The sequence below is a fragment of the Marinobacter halotolerans genome (genome assembly GCF_008795985.1).
Taxonomy (GTDB): Bacteria; Pseudomonadota; Gammaproteobacteria; order Pseudomonadales; family Oleiphilaceae; genus Marinobacter; species Marinobacter halotolerans.
The window spans coordinates 277,055-295,893 of the sequence record NZ_VMHP01000002.1 but is presented as its reverse complement, the minus strand read 5'-3'; the positions used below and the strand labels follow the sequence as shown (position 1 = coordinate 295,893).

15 protein-coding genes are annotated in these 18,839 nt (G+C 58.4%); 7 read left to right on the top strand and 8 right to left on the bottom strand.

Features of this window, described 5'->3' with window-relative positions:
* Positions 1 to 419: 419 nt before the first annotated feature.
* Positions 420 to 2,594 (top strand): catalase/peroxidase HPI, encoded by a 2,175-nt coding sequence (gene katG, locus FPL19_RS11650; RefSeq protein ID WP_150912737.1) that lies wholly within the window; start codon positions 420 to 422, stop codon positions 2,592 to 2,594.
* A gap of 37 nt (positions 2,595 to 2,631) precedes the next feature.
* Here the strand turns inward: katG and FPL19_RS11645 are convergent, their stop codons facing one another.
* Complete coding sequence (locus FPL19_RS11645) at positions 2,632 to 4,527, bottom strand: monovalent cation:proton antiporter-2 (CPA2) family protein (RefSeq protein ID WP_150912736.1); 1,896 nt, start codon at positions 4,525 to 4,527, stop codon at positions 2,632 to 2,634.
* A 31-nt stretch (positions 4,528 to 4,558) separates the two neighbouring features.
* The gene (locus FPL19_RS11640) at positions 4,559 to 5,254 is read right to left on the bottom strand and encodes an aspartate/glutamate racemase family protein (RefSeq protein ID WP_150912735.1); all 696 of its coding nucleotides are present in this window, start codon (positions 5,252 to 5,254) and stop codon (positions 4,559 to 4,561) included.
* Between the two features lie 177 nt (positions 5,255 to 5,431).
* Between FPL19_RS11640 and FPL19_RS11635 the strand changes: the two genes are divergently transcribed.
* Positions 5,432 to 7,363 carry a hypothetical protein gene (locus tag FPL19_RS11635; protein WP_150912734.1) on the top strand — a complete coding sequence of 644 codons (1,932 nt, stop codon included), beginning with the start codon at positions 5,432 to 5,434 and terminating at the stop codon, positions 7,361 to 7,363.
* Between the two features lie 56 nt (positions 7,364 to 7,419).
* Here the strand turns inward: FPL19_RS11635 and FPL19_RS11630 are convergent, their stop codons facing one another.
* The 5 genes from FPL19_RS11630 to pdhA form a co-directional block, all read right to left on the bottom strand.
* Positions 7,420 to 9,234 carry a bifunctional metallophosphatase/5'-nucleotidase gene (locus FPL19_RS11630; protein WP_150912733.1) on the bottom strand — a complete coding sequence of 605 codons (1,815 nt, stop codon included), beginning with the start codon at positions 9,232 to 9,234 and terminating at the stop codon, positions 7,420 to 7,422.
* A gap of 108 nt (positions 9,235 to 9,342) precedes the next feature.
* The gene (locus tag FPL19_RS11625; protein WP_150912732.1) at positions 9,343 to 9,810 is read right to left on the bottom strand and encodes a copper chaperone PCu(A)C; all 468 of its coding nucleotides are present in this window, start codon (positions 9,808 to 9,810) and stop codon (positions 9,343 to 9,345) included.
* Between the two features lie 34 nt (positions 9,811 to 9,844).
* A complete protein-coding gene (locus tag FPL19_RS11620; RefSeq protein ID WP_150912731.1) occupies positions 9,845 to 10,849 on the bottom strand; it encodes a dihydrolipoamide acetyltransferase family protein in 1,005 nt (334 codons plus the stop codon).
* On the bottom strand, positions 10,846 to 11,838 hold the full coding sequence (locus tag FPL19_RS11615) for an alpha-ketoacid dehydrogenase subunit beta (RefSeq protein WP_150912730.1): 993 nt from the start codon (positions 11,836 to 11,838) through the stop codon (positions 10,846 to 10,848). The genes FPL19_RS11620 and FPL19_RS11615 overlap by 4 nt, the downstream gene beginning before the upstream one ends.
* Entirely contained in the window at positions 11,835 to 12,914 is a 1,080-nt protein-coding gene (pdhA, locus tag FPL19_RS11610; protein ID WP_150912729.1) for a pyruvate dehydrogenase (acetyl-transferring) E1 component subunit alpha, read from the bottom strand. The genes FPL19_RS11615 and pdhA overlap by 4 nt, the downstream gene beginning before the upstream one ends.
* Before the next feature lie 323 nt (positions 12,915 to 13,237).
* Here pdhA and FPL19_RS11605 point away from each other — a divergent pair, with 323 nt between their 5' ends.
* Positions 13,238 to 13,906, top strand: a complete 669-nt coding sequence (locus tag FPL19_RS11605) for a tellurite resistance TerB family protein (protein ID WP_150912728.1) — start codon at positions 13,238 to 13,240, stop codon at positions 13,904 to 13,906.
* Between the two features lie 6 nt (positions 13,907 to 13,912).
* Here FPL19_RS11605 and FPL19_RS11600 read toward each other — a convergent pair whose 3' ends face one another.
* Positions 13,913 to 14,497, bottom strand: a complete 585-nt coding sequence (locus FPL19_RS11600) for a histidine phosphatase family protein (protein WP_150912727.1) — start codon at positions 14,495 to 14,497, stop codon at positions 13,913 to 13,915.
* Between the two features lie 179 nt (positions 14,498 to 14,676).
* On the opposite strand from FPL19_RS11600, the gene FPL19_RS11595 reads away from it, so the two are divergent.
* The 4 genes from FPL19_RS11595 (at position 14,677) to FPL19_RS11580 (ending at position 18,830) form a co-directional block, all read left to right on the top strand.
* Entirely contained in the window at positions 14,677 to 15,129 is a 453-nt protein-coding gene (locus tag FPL19_RS11595) for a YaiI/YqxD family protein (protein WP_150912726.1), read from the top strand.
* A gap of 132 nt (positions 15,130 to 15,261) precedes the next feature.
* Positions 15,262 to 17,052 (top strand): ABC transporter ATP-binding protein, encoded by a 1,791-nt coding sequence (locus tag FPL19_RS11590; protein ID WP_150912725.1) that lies wholly within the window; start codon positions 15,262 to 15,264, stop codon positions 17,050 to 17,052.
* 79 nt (positions 17,053 to 17,131) lie between these two features.
* Positions 17,132 to 17,905: an ABC transporter ATP-binding protein gene (locus FPL19_RS11585; RefSeq protein ID WP_150912724.1), complete on the top strand. Its 774-nt coding sequence runs from the start codon at positions 17,132 to 17,134 to the stop codon at positions 17,903 to 17,905.
* Positions 17,895 to 18,830: an ABC transporter substrate-binding protein gene (locus FPL19_RS11580; RefSeq protein WP_150912723.1), complete on the top strand. Its 936-nt coding sequence runs from the start codon at positions 17,895 to 17,897 to the stop codon at positions 18,828 to 18,830. Before FPL19_RS11585 ends, FPL19_RS11580 begins: the two co-directional genes overlap by 11 nt.
* Positions 18,831 to 18,839 lie beyond the last annotated feature (9 nt).

Here is an 18,839-nt window from a genome sequence, read left to right as displayed (position 1 = left end):
AGCATGTCCCGTGCCAACCCACAGAACTGTCAAGATTTCAAACCGCTAGCTCAGAAAACACACTCACAACATAGACATTGTGTAAAATTTCCAGACACTTTAGCCCGCCTTTCCTCGACAAAATGGCGCGATGTTCAAACAGCAACTAGATTTTCATTTCTGACAGGTGACCCACTAACGGGTTTGCAGCCGTAGCGTTTCTATGTACGAGGAATCGTTTCCGATAAAGGAAAGCTATAGCAACAGTCACTAAATCTTAATTGTGACAATGGATAACCATTGCTATAACTGTAAGATCTCAGTGGTCATTGGCCCGACGTGATGTCCAGATGCATCACCGCTCCCGTCACTGGCCCGACCTCAAAACCCAAGTCTGAGATAAGTAGTTCACAACAAACCAGTCATGATCGGAGAGAGATATGGGCGAGAATAACAGCGCGGGCGGTGGAAAGTGCCCGGTAATGCACGGTTCGCACACCCAAGAGCACGGGAACGTAAAGGCCTGGTGGCCTGAAAACCTGAACCTCGACATTCTTCATCAGCACGACGCCAAGACCAACCCGATGGGCGAAGATTTTGACTACCGTGAAGAAGTCAAAAAACTGGACTACGAAGCGCTGGAAAAGGACATGCACGCGCTGATGACTGACAGCCAGGAATGGTGGCCCGCTGACTGGGGTCACTACGGCGGCCTGATGATCCGTCTGGCGTGGCATGCGGCGGGTACCTACCGCCTGGCTGATGGCCGTGGTGGTGCCGGCACCGGCAACCAGCGTTTCGCTCCGCTAAACTCCTGGCCAGACAACGGCAACCTGGACAAAGCCCGTCGCCTGCTGTGGCCGTTGAAGAAAAAATACGGCAACAAGATCAGCTGGGCCGACCTGTTCATTCTGGCTGGTAACGTTGCGTACGAGTCCATGGGTTTCAAAACCTTTGGCTTCTCTTACGGCCGTGCGGACATCTGGCACCCGGAAGAGGACATCTACTGGGGTGCGGAAAAAGAATGGCTGGCCCCCTCAGATAGTCGCTACGAAGACGTCACCAAGCCCGATACCATGGAAAACCCGCTGGCTGCCGTCCAGATGGGCCTGATCTATGTGAACCCGGAAGGTGTTAACGGTAACCCTGATCCTCAGGCAACGGCTGAACAGGTGCGCACCACTTTCGCCCGTATGGCGATGAACGACGAAGAGACGGCTGCCCTGACAGCCGGCGGTCATACCGTCGGTAAGGCACACGGTAACGGCGATGCGGACGCTCTTGGTCCGGAGCCGGAAGGCGCAGACGTGGAAACCCAGGGCTTCGGCTGGATGAACCCCAATCTGGATGGCAAAGCCACCAATGCGGTGACCTCCGGTATCGAAGGCGCCTGGACCACCAACCCGACCAAATTCGACATGGGTTACTTCGATCTGCTGTTTGGCTACGAGTGGAAGCTCACCAAGAGCCCGGCCGGTGCCAACCAGTATGAGCCGATCGACATTAAAGAAGAGCACATGCCGGTTGATCCTACGGACATGAAGACCCGTGTCCGGCCGATGATGACCGACGCCGACATGGCGATGAAAGTTGACCCGAAGTACCGCGCGATCTGCGAGAAGTTCATGGCGGATCCGGCATACTTCCAGGATTGCTTCGCCCGCGCCTGGTTCAAGCTGACTCACCGTGATATGGGCCCGAAATCCCGTTACATCGGCCCGGGTGTACCCGATGAAGACCTGATCTGGCAGGATCCCGTTCCCCAGGGCGAGACCAACTACATCGAGGAAGTGGTCAAGGAGAAAATCGAGGAAGCCGGCCTGAGCCTGAACGAGCTGATCACCACCGCCTGGGATAGTGCTCGTACTTACCGCGGTTCCGATATGCGTGGTGGCGCCAATGGTGCGCGCATCCGTCTGGCACCGCAGAAAGACTGGGAAGGCAACGAGCCAGGCCGCCTGGCCAAAGTGTTGAAGGTGTACGAAAAGATTTCTGCCGAGACCGGCGCCAGCATTGCTGACGTCATCGTTCTGGGCGGTAACCTGGGCGTCGAGAAGGCTGCCGAGGCTGCCGGCCATGACGTACACGTGCCCTTTCACAAAGGCCGTGGTGACGCCACTGACGCGCAAACTGATGCAGAGTCTTTCGAGCCTATGGAGCCCCTGGCCGATGGTTTCCGTAACTGGCAGAAGAAGGACTATGTGGTCAAGCCGGAAGAAATGCTTCTGGACCGCGCCCAGCTGATGGGCCTGACCGCGCCTGAAATGACTGTCTTGCTCGGTGGTATGCGGGTGCTGGGCACCAACTATGGTGACACCAAGCACGGCGTGTTCACGGATCGCGTTGGCCAACTGACCAACGACTTCTTTGTGAACCTCACCGACATGGCGAACCGTTGGGAGCCCACGGGCAAAAACTCGTACAACATCGTGGATCGTAAGAGCGGCAACACCAAGTTCACCGCGACCCGTGTTGATCTGGTGTTTGGTTCCAACTCCATCCTTCGTGCCTACGCGGAGGTTTATGCCCAGGACGACAACGAAGAGAAGTTTGTAAAAGACTTCGTTGCAGCCTGGACCAAGGTGATGAACGCAGATCGCTTTGATCTGAAGTAATCACTCTGCAAGTAAGAGAAGGCGTGGCCGGCAACGGTCACGCCTTTTTTTCTGCTTCCGGTGGCGTCCAGACGGGCACATCTTCCTGTTTTGGCTCATCCCAGTCTTTCTGCATCACCGAACTCAGAGCCTCTTCCAGCTTCATAAACAGTTCGCCGTAACGCGGACTGAAACTGATGCCCTCTTCCAGTTCCCGCCAGGCATCGTATAGCTCATCTTCGTGGGCCGCCTCGTTTTCATAAAACGCCCAGGTCATCTGTTTGGCACGCAGTGGATGCACCCCCATGGCCGTTAATGCATGGCCGCCCAGTTCCAGGGCCGAATGATAGGTTTCGCTGACCACATCATCGGCGCCGGCTTCCCTCAGTTCGTAGCCGTGACCACGGTCAAACGCCCGGGCCAATACCCAGACGCCTGGATAGAGCTTTTTCACATGCTCGACCATTCTGGTTGAGCGGTCACGGTCATCAATGGCGACCACCAGTAACCTTGCCTCGCTGATTCCTGCAGTTTCCAGCAATTCAGGCCGGCTGGCGTCGCCAAAATAACTTTTGATATTGATACGACGGACGTTGTCGATCTGCTGGATTTCGTGATCGAGCACCACAATCGGGATGTTGTTGGCACGCAGAAGCCGGCAGACTATCTGACCGAATCGACCCACACCTGCGACAATGACCGGTGCGGTTTCCTCTATGAGATCGGCTTCCCTCTCATCATTTTTCCTGCGCCGGTAACGGGGCAGTACAACCTGGTCGTAAATAATGAACAGCAGCGGCGTAAGGAACATGGACAGCGCCACAACCAACGACAGAATCTGGGCAAGGTCAGCCGGTATCACGCTGTTCTGCTGGCTGTAAGTCAAAAGCACAAAACCGAATTCACCGGCCTGGGCCAGCCCCAGCGTGAACAGCCAACCGTTACTGCCCTTGATGCGAAAAATGAGAGCCAGAACAAGAAGGATCAGCGCCTTCACCAGCAGAACGGCTGCCGCAAGGGAAAGCACCAGCGCCCACTCGTCCGCTAAAACCTGAAAGTTGATACCGGCTCCGACAGTGATAAAAAACAGCCCGAGCAAAAGCCCCTTGAACGGCTCAAGGTTGGCTTCAAGCTCATGACGGAATTCACTGTTGGCCAACACGACGCCCGCCAGGAAAGCGCCCAATGCAGGCGACAGATCCACCAGACTCATCAATGCGGAAATGCCGATGACCAGCATCAGGGCCGTCGCAGTAAAGACTTCCCGCAACCCAGAATTGACCACATACCGGAAGAGCGGACGGCTCAGGAAGTAACCGCCCACGATAACCAGCGCAATGGCAATGACAACAACAACGCCGTGCGCCCATGCAGGAAGGTCTGCGACAAGACTGAGCTCAGAGTGCTCCGCCGCTGCGGCAGAACTGCCATCCATCAATTCAGGCAGCGCCAGCAAGGGAATGATGGCGAGCATGGGAATAACGGCAATGTCCTGGAAAAGCAGCACCGAAAACGCGCTTCGCCCACCTTCTGTTTTCGCCAGACCTTTTTCATTCAGTGTCTGAAGCACTATCGCTGTTGAAGACAAAGCGAACACAAACCCGACGGTCAGCGCCGTTTGCCATACCAGACCCAGCCAGAGTGCCACCAGGGTTCCGGCCGCCGCGGTCAATAACACCTGCAATCCACCCAGACCAAGCAGCCTTATGCGCATGGCCCAGAGTGCTTTCGGGTCCAGCTCCATACCCACCAGAAACAGCATCATCACAACGCCGAATTCTGCGAAATGCTGAATGGTGGTGGTTTCCTGGCCAACCAGCCCGGTAGCGGGCCCAATGACGACACCGGCAACCAGATAACCGAGTACCGACCCGAGCCCGAAACGCTTCGCCATTGGCACAGCAATAACCGCAGCGGCCAGATAGATGAATGCCTGAACAAAATAAGCTGTCACTGGGCAGCTCCTCGAAGGTGGGTCGAATTATTCAGTCGTTCTTTAATGCATAGCCAACGGCAAGATCCACGTGCAGTTCGGTGGTGTCGTAGAGGGCCGCATTGGTGTCCTCTGGCGCAATCAACAGTCCAATTTCTGTGCAGCCCAGAATGATGCCCTGCGCGCCGCGCGCGCGAAGTTCCTCAATAATACCCAGAAACTGATCTCTGGACCCGGGTTCAACAACACCAAGACACAGCTCTTCAAAAATCACCCGGTGGATCTGCTCACGCTCCGATTCCTCAGGCACCAGCACACGGAGCCCTTTTGATGCCAGCCGTTCGATACAGAAATCCTGCTCCATGGTGAATCTGGTACCCAGAAGGCCAACACAATCCAGTCCGTCGGCTATCACCGAATCACCAACAGCGTCCATGATATGCAGTAGCGGTATGTCAATACTCGCAGCCACCTGTGGAGCCACTTTGTGCATGGTATTGGTACAAATCAGCAGGCAATCCGCCCCCGCCTTTTCAAGCGAGCGGGCCGCTTCTGACAGAATGTCGGCTGCCCTGTCCCAGTCGCCGCTTTTTTGCAGGGCCTCTATCTCGGCAAAATCCACGCTGTAGAGCAGCAATCGTGCAGAATGAAGGCCACCAAGGCGTTCCCGCACTGCTTCGTTGAGTAGTCGGTAGTAGGACTGGGTGGATTCCCAGCTCATTCCACCCAAAAGCCCGATGGTTTTCATTGCAACTCCTTCTGTCCGATTACCGCCAGGATGCGCGCCCCATGGAAACATAATGAAACGAACCCGCCCGTTTGCCTTGCGTTATATTATGGCTACCCTGATCCTGTATCCCGATCACATTAACAAGGATTTCCACGTTTGAGCCTATCCGCTAATCCTGCTTTAGCCAATGCGTCAATGCAATTTGACGCCGCCATTGCCGAATTCGCCCGCGCCCGCCGGTCTGATAACAGGGCCTCAAGCATGGGGTTGCTGGAACGAGCGCGTCAGCTGATGACCATGCCCGGCGGTTTTGATGTGCTCTATCGCCGTATTGCCACCCTGGAGGCCGCCGGCATATTCGGGACCAGCGACTGGTCGCGGCCTGCGCTGTTAAAACCGGTGCTGGCCAAGCAGTCACTCAGGGCATCAGGCGCCGTCACGACCATTGTGGAATGCATCAGCGAGCTGCGCATGCTGGCGGTGGTCCGTGGCGACTATTTCCATCCCGGCATTTCAGCGGAACAGGCTTCACACTTTCTGACCCAGGTGATGGCCCTGAATCTGGATCTGCTATCCGGCACCCTGTCCGAAGCAGACCGGGAACGGCCCAAACAACTGGGTGAGATTGTGCAGTCGCTTTACCAGTACCTGGTGGACCATCTGGGCTATGCCAGCCTGCTGGATAGCCTGGTGGACGAGGTATGGCGCCTGCTGGAGCAGCGACCGGTTCAGGTGGACAGCATCCGTGAAATGATCGGGCAGATTGCCACATGTCTTTACGACCCGACGCTGGATACCTCGGGCAATGAGGATGCGGCCCGGCTGGTGCGCACGCTTTTCGGACCGACTCCCGGCAGCAAAGAAGATCCCGGCCTGGCCGACTATCTGGACAGACTGGGCGAAATGGACGAGAAATCCCTGGCAAGGGAGGCGTCCAGCTTCGCCGACACCATGCACGACACCGGCCTGGCCTCGCCCTATCACGCCGTCTTCATCCGTTTTCTGCGGGAACGGGGTAATGACGACCTCCTGCCCGAGGCACTGGGCCTGACCATGACCGGACGGGACGACCTGGTCTGCTACACGCAGCTGGTCAAGAAGCTGATCGATGAAGCCATCCATCCGGAGACCTGCCAGGCCGTCTATGGCCTGACCATGATGCTGGAACGGGGCTCTCTGTTCACACCAGCGGTTGCCCAGGCGCTCTGGAGACAGATCGAACTACGGGTCTCGGACGAAAACCGGGAGCTGATACGCTCGGTGTTTGGTGATGCCCACCGTCCCCGGGTGTTTCTGCTGGCGGGCGTGCTGAATCTGCTGGGGCAGCCTCTTGGGGTTGGCCAGGGCAATAACCCCAGCTGCCAGTCCGCCATTGGCCTGTCGCTCTGGGCTGATCACGAAGCCGATTATCTGCTGCAGCTTCTGGCCTGGGCCGCGCGGGATAACGAAATCCTGATACGGTTCGAGGGCGAAGAAGTGTCTTCCAAGGATCTGGAAGCCGGACTGGTGACCGAAAACCCGGTGGACGTCGACCCGGTCTCACTGATCCTGATTCCCCACCTTGACCGGATTTACGGGGAAATGTGGCGCCGATGCAGCGATCGGGACGACGACGCTCACCGCTGGATCAACCCCGAGTTTTACGGCTGGTGGGTCAACCACGGCTTCAAGGTGGTCAGCGACGTGACCACCGGGGAAATCACGGATTATGATGGGTTCATCCGGCATTTCTACGCCAGCTATCACCCCTTCTACAACGACAACATGCCGCTGATTCACCCACAGCCCGCCGGCATCGCCGTCACCGACAGCGCCGCCCGTTTCGTCGGGCGTCATGCCATTGTGATCCAGCGCGTCTGCCTCAGCCCCGATAACGAGATGCGGGTGTATTTCTTCAACCCCAACAACGACAGTGGCCAGGACTGGGGCCAGGGCATTAACTGCTCAACCCGGGGCCATGGAGAAATTCGCGGGGAAGCCTCCCTGCCGATTACCGAGTTCGCCTCACGGCTTTACGCATTCCACTACGACAAACTCGAGCTGGGCGATATTGACGCTATACCAGAAGACGAGATCGAGCGGGTTTCAAAGTTGGCGTTCGACAGCTGGGCATCAGAAGAAAACTGATGCAAAAAAAACAGCGGTCGAATTGACCGCTGTTTTGTTCAGATCAACACCCCGGATCAGAGCGTTGTGATTCTGGTATCGCTGGCCGAAGGCTCGGCAATTGTGTCAGCGTTGGTAAACGGTGAACCGTCATTCGGGAAGAGCATCTGCAGATATTCCGCCAGGGCGTCCTGCTCGGTGCCGGTATCCGCAAAGTTGGCAGCGCCGGGGTCGTCCGCGCTCATATCCACACTGGTGGCAACGGTTGCGTCAAGAACCAGGTCTGCTCTGTTGGTCTGAGGGATCGGATAACCATCACCGCCGTCAGCCAGGAAGCTCAGGGTGGCAAGACGGAAAGGACCGACAGCCTGCACCAAACCGGAAGCGACGACCACTGTCGCACCAACACTCAATTCCATCACACGGTTGCCTGCCGCGGCATCCGGATCATAGGTGAAGCTCATGCCCCCGATTTGAGGGAAGGCGCCTGCACCAACCGTGGTGATGGCATGCTCGACAATGTCCTTCAGTTCCTGTGCCGTCACATCGACCAGCGCCAGGTTGTTGTTGAAAGCCAGCGAACTCTGAATATCAAACTGGGAAATATCGCCGTTTTCCTTGCCCGCCGCCGGGAATGCCTCCGGGGGGAAATATTCCAGATCAGCCACGTCAGTCGAGCCCGCCGGGAAGGCGAAACTGCCGATATCAGCGCGGATGCCGCCGCCATTCTTGATAGAGATTTCGACGGTTGCGTCGTACTGCTGTGCGTACCAGAGGTTGGCATCTGCCGTGAGATTACCCAGATTGGTTTCTTCAGATCGCACGGATGAGCGCTGACCGTTCAGGTAGACCGACGTGTTGCCGAGAATCGTGCTCTCCTGGGCAATCAGCACGTCGTTGACGGCGTCGACGATGTTATCCACGGTGTTATTGGCACTGCCACCGACAGCGGCCACCGTTTCCTGCTCCGCCGAATAGACACCATTGACCAGCGGATTCAGGCTGTTCAGACGTACCCGCCCTTCGCCGTCGAATTCCACCAGCAACCGCCCCAGATACTTGTAGTCGCCATCGACATTGACCAGCAGAACGGGCTCGTTCTTCGCGCTGTTATACAGCAACGGATAGGTGTCCGCTGCGGTATCACCGGCAAGCAGCCGGTCATTGTAATCCGCAAGCAGTGTGTTCGATCCGCCCGCAACAATGATATCTACGTCCTCCAGCAGGCCAGCCAACTGTTTTTCCACGGAAATCTGTTGCATATGGGCCAGCAGGATAATCTTGTCGATGCCCGCATTCGTCAGCTCATCGACAGACGCCTGGATTTCAACGGCCAGTCCGGAAACGCTGTCATTGGCTGGTAAAACCGCGATGTCCCCGGTGGATGTGATGTTTTCCAGGGTGGGTGTGGAAGCACCGACGATACCGATGGGCTCGCCATTAACCGTTACCACTGTATGAGCCGCAAGGCTGTTGGTAATCGCGCTGGCTTCCTGGCCATCTGCAACCACCAGAGGGCTGACATTGGCGTCGGTGGAAAAATCCAGGTTGGCGCTCAGATAGGGGAACTGTGCTCCCGGCCAATTCCCATCCGCGGAAATCAGCCCGGCGAAAGCACTGGTTCCACTGTCCAGATCGTGATTACCCACGGCGGACACTTCCAGCCCCATGGCATTCAGAAACGCAATATCCGCACGGCCATCCCCCGGGGTGGCGACGCCGGTTACCGCAGCGAAGGAATCGTCGCTTGAGGCGGTGTAACGTGAACCGGGGATGTAATTGTCGCCAGAGCTGACAAACAAGGTTCTGTCCGGGTACTGCTTGCGCAGCCCGTCAACAATGGCCGCCATGGGACCGACATTGGCCAGGGCGTCCACATTTGAACCATCCATATCGGCCAGGTGCAGAAGCTGAAGTTCGAACGTCTCATCTCCGTTGACCTGTTCGGGGACTAACCCGATCCGGAATGCTGGATCGGGCGAGGAAGTGACTCTATCAGTTCAGTGCTTATGCTCTGTCGGATCCATGTCCATCGTCTGTAGTTCAACTTCCACAGGCCCGGCACCATCGAAGGTCAGGGTCATGGGAACAGTTTCACCGCTGGTGATGGCGCCGGTCAGACCTTCCAGCATGAGGTGGTAGCCACTCGGCTCCAACAGCACGGTCTCACCGGCGGGAATCGGGAGTCCATCAGGCACCGGCTTCATGGTCATCATGTCGTTCTTCATGCTGCTCTGATGAATGGACACGGCTTTGGCTTTAGGCGTTTTACCGCCGGTGAAGGTAACTTCCGTTTTTCCGTTATTGGAAATGGCCATATAGCCCACTCCAATAGAAACCGCGGGAGGCGTCGGGCGGGTCCACGGATGGGTAACGGTGATGTCACCCTCGCTGATGGAATGGGCAGATACAGGGAGTGCAGCGACACCGATAAGTGCTGCTGCAACCAGGTTTCTGAAGCTTGTCATGGCGTCTCGCTGTCGGGTTTCTGTTGTCACGGCATCATGGTTTTGCCAGCGCCTGAATCAGCGCTCCCAGAAATCGGGAGGCTTCACCGCCGGTGGCCGCCCGATGGTCAAAGGTAACGGACAAGGGCAACACGCGGCGCACGGCAGGTTTTCCCTTGCGGGCAACCACCTTCTCACGGATGGAACCGGCCCCAATAATAGCGACTTGCGGCGGTGACACAATAGGATTGGCGTACTGGCCGGTCATGGTACCGAAGTTCGACAGGGTGATGGTGGCTCCCTGCATTTCGGCGGGCGGGATCTTGCGGGTTGCGACCGCGTCCCTCAGATTCTGCAGCCCTTTGCGCAGATCAGCCATGGTGCGGTGGTTTACATCCCTCAGCACCGGCACAAACAGCCCTTCCGGCGTGTCCACAGCTATGCCGATATGCACTTCGTCCTTCAGGCGTCGGCTGAGGGTCTCGCCGTCGAACCAGCTGTTCATCACCGGCGAGGTCTCACAGGCGCTGGCAATGCCCTGCACCAGTCGCATGGTGATGTCGGTTCCGGGTTTCCAGTCGCCAATATCCACATCCTCGAAAATCGACACCGGTACCACTTGAGCGTGGGAAGCTGCCATGTTCTTGGCCATGGTACGGCGGGTACCGCGCAGGGATTCCGCGTCGGGCAACGACCGCGTCCGGTAGCTCGCCCGGTTGGCCCGCGCCCGCTTGCTGGATTCGGCGGCACCGACGATGAAGCTGTCTTTGCGGGTTCCGGTATCAGCTTTTTTCAATTCACCGACGACGGTACCACTGTCGTCGTCTTCACCTTCGTAGGCCATCAGGGGTTCACCGGTATGGATTATGTCCCCTGCCTCACCGAACAGCCTGGCGACCGTTCCGGCGTCGGGCGATGGCACTTCCACAATCGCTTTGGCGGTTTCAACGCTGACCAGTACCTGGTCCACCTCCACCGTATCCCCGACCTTCACATGCCATTCAACGATTTCAGCCTCTGGCAGACCCTCGCCCAGATCGGGCAGTTTGAAATGTTTCATAACGCCATGACCCTCCTGGCCGCCTCTACAATGTCGTCCACCTGCGGCAGATAGGCCTGCTCGTTACGATAATAGGGCATCACCGTGTCGTAGCCGGTCACCCTGGCCACCGGCGCCTTCAGCTCGAGATAAGCGCCCTCGGCAATAGACGCGGCCACTTCCGCCCCCACGCCACCGTTGCGACAGGCCTCGTGCACAATCACAGCCCGCCCGGTCTTGGTCACCGAACAAAGCAGCGTTTCCCGGTCGAGCGGGCTGATGGTGCCTACATCAATCACTTCGGCCGACACGGACTGCTCGGTTAGCCGATCCGCCGCTTGCAAGGTTTCCATAATGGAAGCGCCCCAACTGATCAGCGTCACGTCGCTGCCTTCACGCAGGGTGAAGCAGGTATCCAGAGGAATGGCTTCACCGTTGTTCTCCACACTCTGGGTCACCGCGCGGTAGATTCGCTTGGGCTCGAGAAAGATCACCGGGTCCGGATTGCGAATCGCCGCCAGAAGCTGGCCGTAGGCTCGCTGGGGTGAACTGGGGATCACCACGCGCAGCCCCGGAATGTGGGCGAAGAGTGCTTCGGTGCTTTCCGAATGATGCTCCGGGGCGTGAATCCCGCCGCCAAAGGGCGCCCGATACACCAGCGGACAGTGCAAGCGGCCCCGGGTGCGGTTCCGCATTCGCGCGGCGTGGCTGATGATCTGCTCCATCCCCGAATAGATGAACCCCATAAACTGGAATTCGGCAACCGGCCTGAGCCCTTGGGTCGCCATGCCAATGGCCGTGCCGGCAATCAGATTTTCCGCCAGCGGGGTATCCATCACCCGCTTGAAGCCAAACCGTTCTTTGAGCCCCGCTGTGGCTCGGAAAACGCCGCCGTTGGTGGCGATATCCTCCCCCAGCACCACCACCGACTCGTCCTGTTCCATTTCCCAGGCCAGAGCCATGTTGATCGCTTCCACCAGGGTAACGTCGCGGCTGTCTGAAGTACTCATAGCGCACCTCCCCGGTATTTGGCAGCAATCCGCTCGCGCTGTTGCTTCATCGCCTCGGGCAGGGTTTCGAACAGATAATCCATCATCGCCGTGGGCGGCTCGGCTTCGGTGGCAAGATAGGCATCCACGGCTTCGTCGACGGTTTTCCGGCAGTCAGCCTGCAGGCTTTGTTCTTTCTCCGGCGTCCAGAATCCGGCCTTGTGAAGGTAATTCTGCAGGCGCTTGATGCCGTCTTTCTCCCACGCCTGTTTCAGATCGTCGGACGAGCGATAACGGGTGGCGTCATCAGCGGTCGTATGATCACCCAGGCGATAGGTCATCGCTTCAATCACCGCGCCGCCTTTCCCCGCCCGTGCCCGTTCCAGCGCATTGTCCAGCGCCTCGGTCACGGCAAAATAATCGTTGCCGTCCACAATATGCCCGGGCAAGCCTGCACCAATCGCCTTCTGGGCAATGGTCTCCGCCCCGGTCTGAATACTACGGGGTGTGGAAATGGCCCACTGATTGTTTATCACCATAAACACCACCGGCAGATGCCAGGCACCGGCCAGGTTGATGCTCTCGGTAAAATCCCCCTTGGAGGTGCCCCCGTCGCCGATGCAACACACCACAGCCCGGGCCTCGTCACGGATTCGCATCGCGGCGCCAACACCGACCGCATGACAGCACTGGGTAGCGATGGGTACCGAAATCGGCAGGTCATGCGGGCAGTCTTTCCAGGCGCTGCCGCGCTCATCTCCGCCCCAATAAAGGAGCAATTCGGTCAGCGATACGCCTCGCAGAATGTGGGTCGCCTGGTCACGATAATAGGGCACAAACACATCGTCTTTTGACATGCTTTGACCAATGGCAGTACCAATCACTTCGTGGCCCAGCACAGACGGATACGTACCGCATTTCCCCGTGCGTTGCAGTGCGATGGCTTTGGAATCGAAGGTGCGGGTCAGCACCATGTTGCGGTAGGCGGCCAGCACCCGTTCGGTGTCTTCAGCCTGTGGTGGCAGGTCGCCCAGCGGCGCCCCCTGATCGTCCAGATAGCAGGTGCTATCCACACGAAACTCGTGGATTGTCTTCATCCCATTCTCCCCGCCCTGCCCTTGGGTAAAAGGTCCTGCTGCGTTCCTGGAGGCCCGCTTGTGGCAGACGTACCGGCAGCATCAAGGCTGATCGTTTTGTTGTTGAGCGTGGGTCTCACGCTGTCGGGATCATCAGAGAACACCAAGGTGCCCTGATTATTATTTAGTCGATCCGGAGCAATTCATCAACACGACTTTGCCTCTGGGGAACTTAACGGGCATTTGAATGACAACAGAGTAATTCTGCTGCCATGCACCGGAAACGCTGGCTTCCTATACTGGTACTTTCGACAATCCGCGAACCCATCGCACAGGAGCGAATCATGAACGTCATGTCAGTGCTGAATCAGGTCATGAAGCAGGCCCAAAGCGGCCAATATAAAGGGGCTGACAGTTCAGGCTCGGGCATTGATATGAAAAGCCTGCTTGGCGGTGGCGCACTTGGTCTGATGGTAGGCTCCAAGCGCGGTCGGAAGATGGGCGGCAAAGCGTTGAAATATGGCGCCGTGGCGGGAGTGGGCGTACTCGCCTGGAAGGCCTACCAGAGCTACCAGGCGGGCAACCAGAATGCTCAAGGCGGAGCTTACGCTCCGTCATCCCAGGGTCAACCACTGGAACAGCTCCAGGGACAGGAACAGGAAAGACGGGGGCTGGAGATCCTGCAAGCCATGATCATGGCCGCCCGCGCCGACGGCCACATCGATGGCGACGAGCGTGCGCTACTGACCCGGGAAATCGAAAACCTGAGACCGGACGACGAACTTCATGCCTGGATCCAGCAACAGTTCGACGCCCCGCTGGACGCGCGGACCCTGGCCCGCAGCGCTGACTCACCCCAGGCAAGCCGGGAGATCTACATCGTCAGCGCTGCGATTATCGACGACCAGAACCCCATGGAACGCGCCTGGCTGGATCAGCTCGCCAGCGCCCTGAATCTAGAACCAGCCCTTACCCGCGAGCTGGAACAACAGGTCCAGGCCGCAGCTGGCTGAGCCGGATTAACGCCCCGGCATCACCCGCGCCAGGATGGTGGGATTCTCAGTCAATGGCCTGGCGAGGATCACGCCCTCATTCGAGGATGGGTAGATGCCGGTCAAAGCCGTGGTGTTCACCTGATGAGACACCAGAATCACCGGTGCTCCGTCCTCAAGGGTGTTCACGTTCGTGATGGTCTGACGGGTCTGCTCTGACGCACTGCTACGATCCCGGAAGAACGAATTCAGGGACGGCCACTCGGTGACCTTACCCATATCCATTTCTGTCGCGGTATCCATACATCGACACCACTGGCTACTGAATACCCGCGCTTCGGTAATGCCGTGTTCAGCCAGAAACGGCTTCCAGGACCGGGCCTGCTCGCGCCCGGCATCATTCAGGTTCCGCTGCGTGCTGCAGTCACCCAACTCAAAGTTGGCAGGATCACCCGTTCCCGGTGCCAAGGCATGGCGCATCATTAAAATCGCGTCCCCGTTACGCAGGGCTTCCCAGGCGGCAGCCTCGTTCGCCTGACTCACGCGCGGCGCCACAAAACTCGTGCTTATAACGAACAGTAAGACCGCTGCTAAAACAATCCGAGCTTTCATTTTCAATGTCCTCCAAGCGGGGCCAACCCGCACTTCCGCGGAGCTATCTCCGGATCCTGTCCCAACCTTGCAAGCCCGCTCAATCTGCAGGCCTTCTAACAAATACGCGGATTCCAATTGGCAGGCTCACAACGACAACAGGTAAACTGCCCAAAATAGGATTTCATGAAGGAACCACTATGCCAATCTGGGTCGACGCCGACGCCTGCCCCGTTCCCATCCGGGAGATAATCTGCCGCGCCGCCGCCCGCTGGCAGATCGACACCACATTCATCGCCAACCACGTTATCACCCTGCCCCCCAGCCCCTACATCAAACGCCGTCAGGTGCCCCAGGGCTTTGACGTCGCCGACAACGAAATCATGGACCAGATGCACGAAGGCGACCTTGTTATCACCCAGGACATTCCCCTGGCCGCCGAAGCCATCGAAAAAGGCGCCGACGTCTTCAACCCGCGGGGACAGGCCTTCACCAAAGAAAATATCCGCCAGCGCCTGGCCATGCGCAACTTCATGGAAGAAATGCGCAGCGCCGGCCAGGTTACCGGCGGGCCAGCGCCCTTCAGCCAGACCGACCGCAAGGAATTTGCCGACAAACTGGACCGCTGGCTGCAACGCAACCAGAAACGCTGAATGACCGGGGCTCAGAGCCCTTTCATGATAATGATTCTCTTTTAATTGATCTTCGAAGCAGCTACCCTTTGCTTCTTTTTTAAGGGCCGCCCCCTTGCGGCCCCCCTTTACGATCACCGTCAAGAGCGCCCCATGACCAGCGACGAATACCAAGCCACCAGCAGTTTCTCCGCCCTGGCCCGCCTTCTGAAATACGCTCGAGGATATCGCCGACAGATCATCGCGGCCACCACCTGCTCGATCATCAACAAACTGTTCGATATCGCGCCGGAAATCCTGATCGGTGTGGCCATCGACGTGGTGGTCAACCAGGAAGAAAGCTTTGTCGCCGGGCTCGGCTTCGAGACCGCCCAGGAGCAAATCACCATTCTGGCGGTGCTCACCTTTTTCATCTGGGCCGGCGAATCCCTGTTTGAATACCTGTTCCAGATTCTCTGGCGCAATCTGGCCCAGCGGCTGCAGTCGGATCTCAGGCAGGATGCCTACGAACACGCCCAGCGCCTGGACATGAGCTTCTTCGAAGCCCGCAGCTCCGGCCAGCTGGTGGCCACCATGAACGACGACGTTAACCAGCTTGAACGCTTCCTGGACGGCGGTGCCAACGCCATGATCCAGGTGGTGGTCACCGTGGTCGCCGTGGGCGCGGTGTTCTTTGTACTTTCACCACTGATCGCCCTGCTGGCCTTTACCCCGATTCCGCTGATTATCTGGGGCGCTTTCTACTTCCAACGCAAGGCCGGGCCACTGTATGCAGATGTACGGGAAAAAGTTGGTGACCTTTCCAGCCGGCTGGCCAATAACCTGGGCGGCATTGCCACCATCAAGAGCTTCACCGCCGAGCAGCGGGAAGCGGAGCGCCTGAAGGCAAGCAGCGAGGCCTATGTGGAGGCCAATCGCCGGGCTATCCGCATTAGCTCCGCCTTCATTCCGATTATTCGCATGGCCATTCTCGCCGGTTTCCTCGCCACCTTTACGGTAGGCGGGATGATGGCGCTGAAGGGTGAACTCAACGTCGGCGCCTACGGCGTACTGGTGTTTCTGACCCAGCGCCTGCTCTGGCCCCTGACCGGCCTGGCCGAGGTGATCGACCTGTTCGAGCGCGCAATGGCCAGCACACGGCGTATTCTCGACCTTCTGGCCGAGCCCGTGCATGTTCGGGACGAAGGCAGCAAGGCGCTGCAGTCACCGGTAAAGGGCATGGTCGAGCTGGACAACGTCAGCTTCCACTATGCATCCAGCGGTGCCGGCATCAGCAATATCAGCCTGACGGTTCCGGCCGGCAACACCCTGGCGCTGGTCGGCGCGACCGGTTCCGGCAAGTCCACGCTGATCAAACTGCTACTGCGGTTCTATGACCCCGGCCAGGGCGAAATCCGGATTGACGGCCAGCCCATTCGGGACGTCACCCTCAATTCCCTGCGCGGCGCCATCGGGCTGGTCAGCCAGGATGTTTACCTGTTCGAGGGTAGCATTCGCGAAAACCTGGCGTACGGCAATCCCGCTGCCTCGGATGCCGAGATCATTGAAGCGGCGAAAACAGCGGAAGCCTGGTCCTTCATTGAAGCCCTTCCGGAAGGATTGGAAACGCCGGTGGGCGAACGCGGAATCCGGTTGTCCGGTGGCCAGCGCCAGCGGCTGTCCCTGGCCCGAGCCCTGCTGAAGGACCCGCCCATTCTGGTGCTGGATGAGGCCACCAGCGCCGTGGACAATGAGACCGAAGCCGCCATTCAGCGCTCGTTGAAACGCATCGGTCATAACCGCACCGTGATCATGATCGCCCACCGTTTGTCCACCATCGTGGAGGCCGACACCATTGCGGTGGTCGAAGGCGGCAAGGTGATTGAAAAGGGAACCCACCAGGAACTGCTTGAACAGGACGGAGCCTATACCGCCCAGTGGCGGGTGCAGACCGGGCAGGTCTGATTTAAGGCCAGCTAATCAATATATTGATAGTGATTCGCATTTAGATTATCCTGCGGGCCTCAGTTTTTCTGGAGCCCGCATGCCTGCTTTCTTCGACGTATCCAACCTGAATGTGCAGATCGGTGACAACGCTATCCTCAGCGATATCAGCCTTGGCTTTCATGAGGGCGAGGTCACTGGACTGCTCGGCCATAATGGCTCCGGTAAATCCACCCTGCTAAAGGTTTTGGCCAGGCAGCTTGCCCCCTCCTCCGGCGACACAAGGCTGGACGGCAAACCCTTCCAGACCACCGGCGCGCGGGAATTTGCCCGCAAAGTGGGCTACCTGCCTCAACATCCCCCTGGTACTGATGGCCTGACGGTGCGTGAGCTGGTTGCACTGGGGCGCTATCCCTGGCGGGGCCCACTGGGTCGCTACAACACCGAAGACCATCAACTGATAGACCAGGCCATAGACGATACCGACCTGGCTCCCTTTCGCCACCGCTCGGTGGACACATTGTCCGGGGGCGAGCGCCAGCGAGCCTGGATTGCCATGCTACTGGCCCAGCAGACCCGGTGTTTATTGCTGGACGAGCCTATTTCCGCTCTGGACGTTAAACATCAGGTTGAGACGCTGCGCCTGGTTCATCGCCTTGCCGCGGAACGGGAACTCACGGTCATCGTGGTGCTGCATGATGTGGATCTGGCGGCACGTTTCTGTGACCGTCTGGTGGCCCTGAAATCCGGCCGGCTGATCGCCGATGGCAGCCCCCGGGATATCATGGACACCCGGACTCTGGAAACCATTTACAGTGTGCCCATGGGTGTCATGGAGCGGGCGCCCGGGCAGTGGGTTTCCTATGTTCACTAAGGGCCCGCTGGCGCGCCTGTTGACCATCATCCTTGCGCTCATTGTGCTGCCGGCCATTGCCCTGGCAGACACCTGGCAGCACGAACAGGGCACGCTGACTCTCGACAAAACACCAAAGCGGGTGGTCACCCTGAACTGGGCTGCAACCGAGGCGCTGCTGCTACTTGGCGTGGAACCGGTCGGCGTAGCAGACAGGGACGGCTACAGAGTATGGGTAAAAGAACCGGAGCTGCCTGAAGGGGTTGCCAATGTGGGCGCCCGGGTTGCCCCGAGCCTTGAGGCCATCGCCCAGCTTGAACCGGACCTGATTGTGACCAGCTCGGAAATGGCACCCGCCGCCAGGCTTCTTCAGCGCATCGCCCCAACCTATGTTGTGAGCGTCTACAAACAGGACAGCCAACCGTTCGCAAAAGCCAGTGAAATGCTGACGACACTGGGCGACATGCTGAATCGGGAAGCACAGGCGGAATCGGTGCTCAGGGATATCGAGCAGACCCTCGAAACCCAGAAACGCCGGCTGGAGCAAGCGGGGCTGACTGAACAACCCGTCGCTCTGGTCAATTTTCTGGACGACCGCCACGTTCGGATCTATGCGCCCAACGGACTCTACCAGAGAACACTGACAGCGCTGGGTCTGGAGAACGCCTGGCCTCACCAGGGTAATTACTGGGGGTTCTCGGTGGTCGGGCTGGAGGCCATTGCACCCTACCCCGACAGCCGCATTGTGGTGATCGAGCCTACCCTGCCAGGCCTGGCAGAGACACTGTCCGCCAGCCCGTTCTGGACCTACCTGCCGCCGGTTCAGCGCGAACAGATTTACCGGATTGAACCTGTCTGGCCCTTTGGCGGCGTTTTCCCCGTCAAGAGACTGGCAACCCTGCTGACAGACAGTCTGCTGGCCGGAGGCTCCGATAATGTCCGGTGAATACTCTGC

Excerpts from the sequence above, each read along its gene's own strand:
- katG (WP_150912737.1), top strand. The coding sequence starts at position 420 with ATGGGCGAGAATAACAGCGCGGGCGGTGGAAAGTGCCCGGTAATGCAC.
- FPL19_RS11640 (WP_150912735.1), bottom strand. The coding sequence starts at position 5,254 with ATGAAAACCATCGGGCTTTTGGGTGGAATGAGCTGGGAATCCACCCAG.
- FPL19_RS11635 (WP_150912734.1), top strand. The coding sequence starts at position 5,432 with ATGCAATTTGACGCCGCCATTGCCGAATTCGCCCGCGCCCGCCGGTCT.
- FPL19_RS11630 (WP_150912733.1), bottom strand. The coding sequence starts at position 9,234 with ATGGATGGTTCAAATGTGGACGCCCTGGCCAATGTCGGTCCCATGGCG.
- FPL19_RS11625 (WP_150912732.1), bottom strand. The coding sequence starts at position 9,810 with ATGACAAGCTTCAGAAACCTGGTTGCAGCAGCACTTATCGGTGTCGCT.
- FPL19_RS11620 (WP_150912731.1), bottom strand. The coding sequence starts at position 10,849 with ATGAAACATTTCAAACTGCCCGATCTGGGCGAGGGTCTGCCAGAGGCT.
- FPL19_RS11615 (WP_150912730.1), bottom strand. The coding sequence starts at position 11,838 with ATGAGTACTTCAGACAGCCGCGACGTTACCCTGGTGGAAGCGATCAAC.
- pdhA (WP_150912729.1), bottom strand. The coding sequence starts at position 12,914 with ATGAAGACAATCCACGAGTTTCGTGTGGATAGCACCTGCTATCTGGAC.
- FPL19_RS11605 (WP_150912728.1), top strand. The coding sequence starts at position 13,238 with ATGAACGTCATGTCAGTGCTGAATCAGGTCATGAAGCAGGCCCAAAGC.
- FPL19_RS11600 (WP_150912727.1), bottom strand. The coding sequence starts at position 14,497 with ATGAAAGCTCGGATTGTTTTAGCAGCGGTCTTACTGTTCGTTATAAGC.
- FPL19_RS11595 (WP_150912726.1), top strand. The coding sequence starts at position 14,677 with ATGCCAATCTGGGTCGACGCCGACGCCTGCCCCGTTCCCATCCGGGAG.
- FPL19_RS11590 (WP_150912725.1), top strand. The coding sequence starts at position 15,262 with ATGACCAGCGACGAATACCAAGCCACCAGCAGTTTCTCCGCCCTGGCC.
- FPL19_RS11585 (WP_150912724.1), top strand. The coding sequence starts at position 17,132 with ATGCCTGCTTTCTTCGACGTATCCAACCTGAATGTGCAGATCGGTGAC.
- FPL19_RS11580 (WP_150912723.1), top strand. The coding sequence starts at position 17,895 with ATGTTCACTAAGGGCCCGCTGGCGCGCCTGTTGACCATCATCCTTGCG.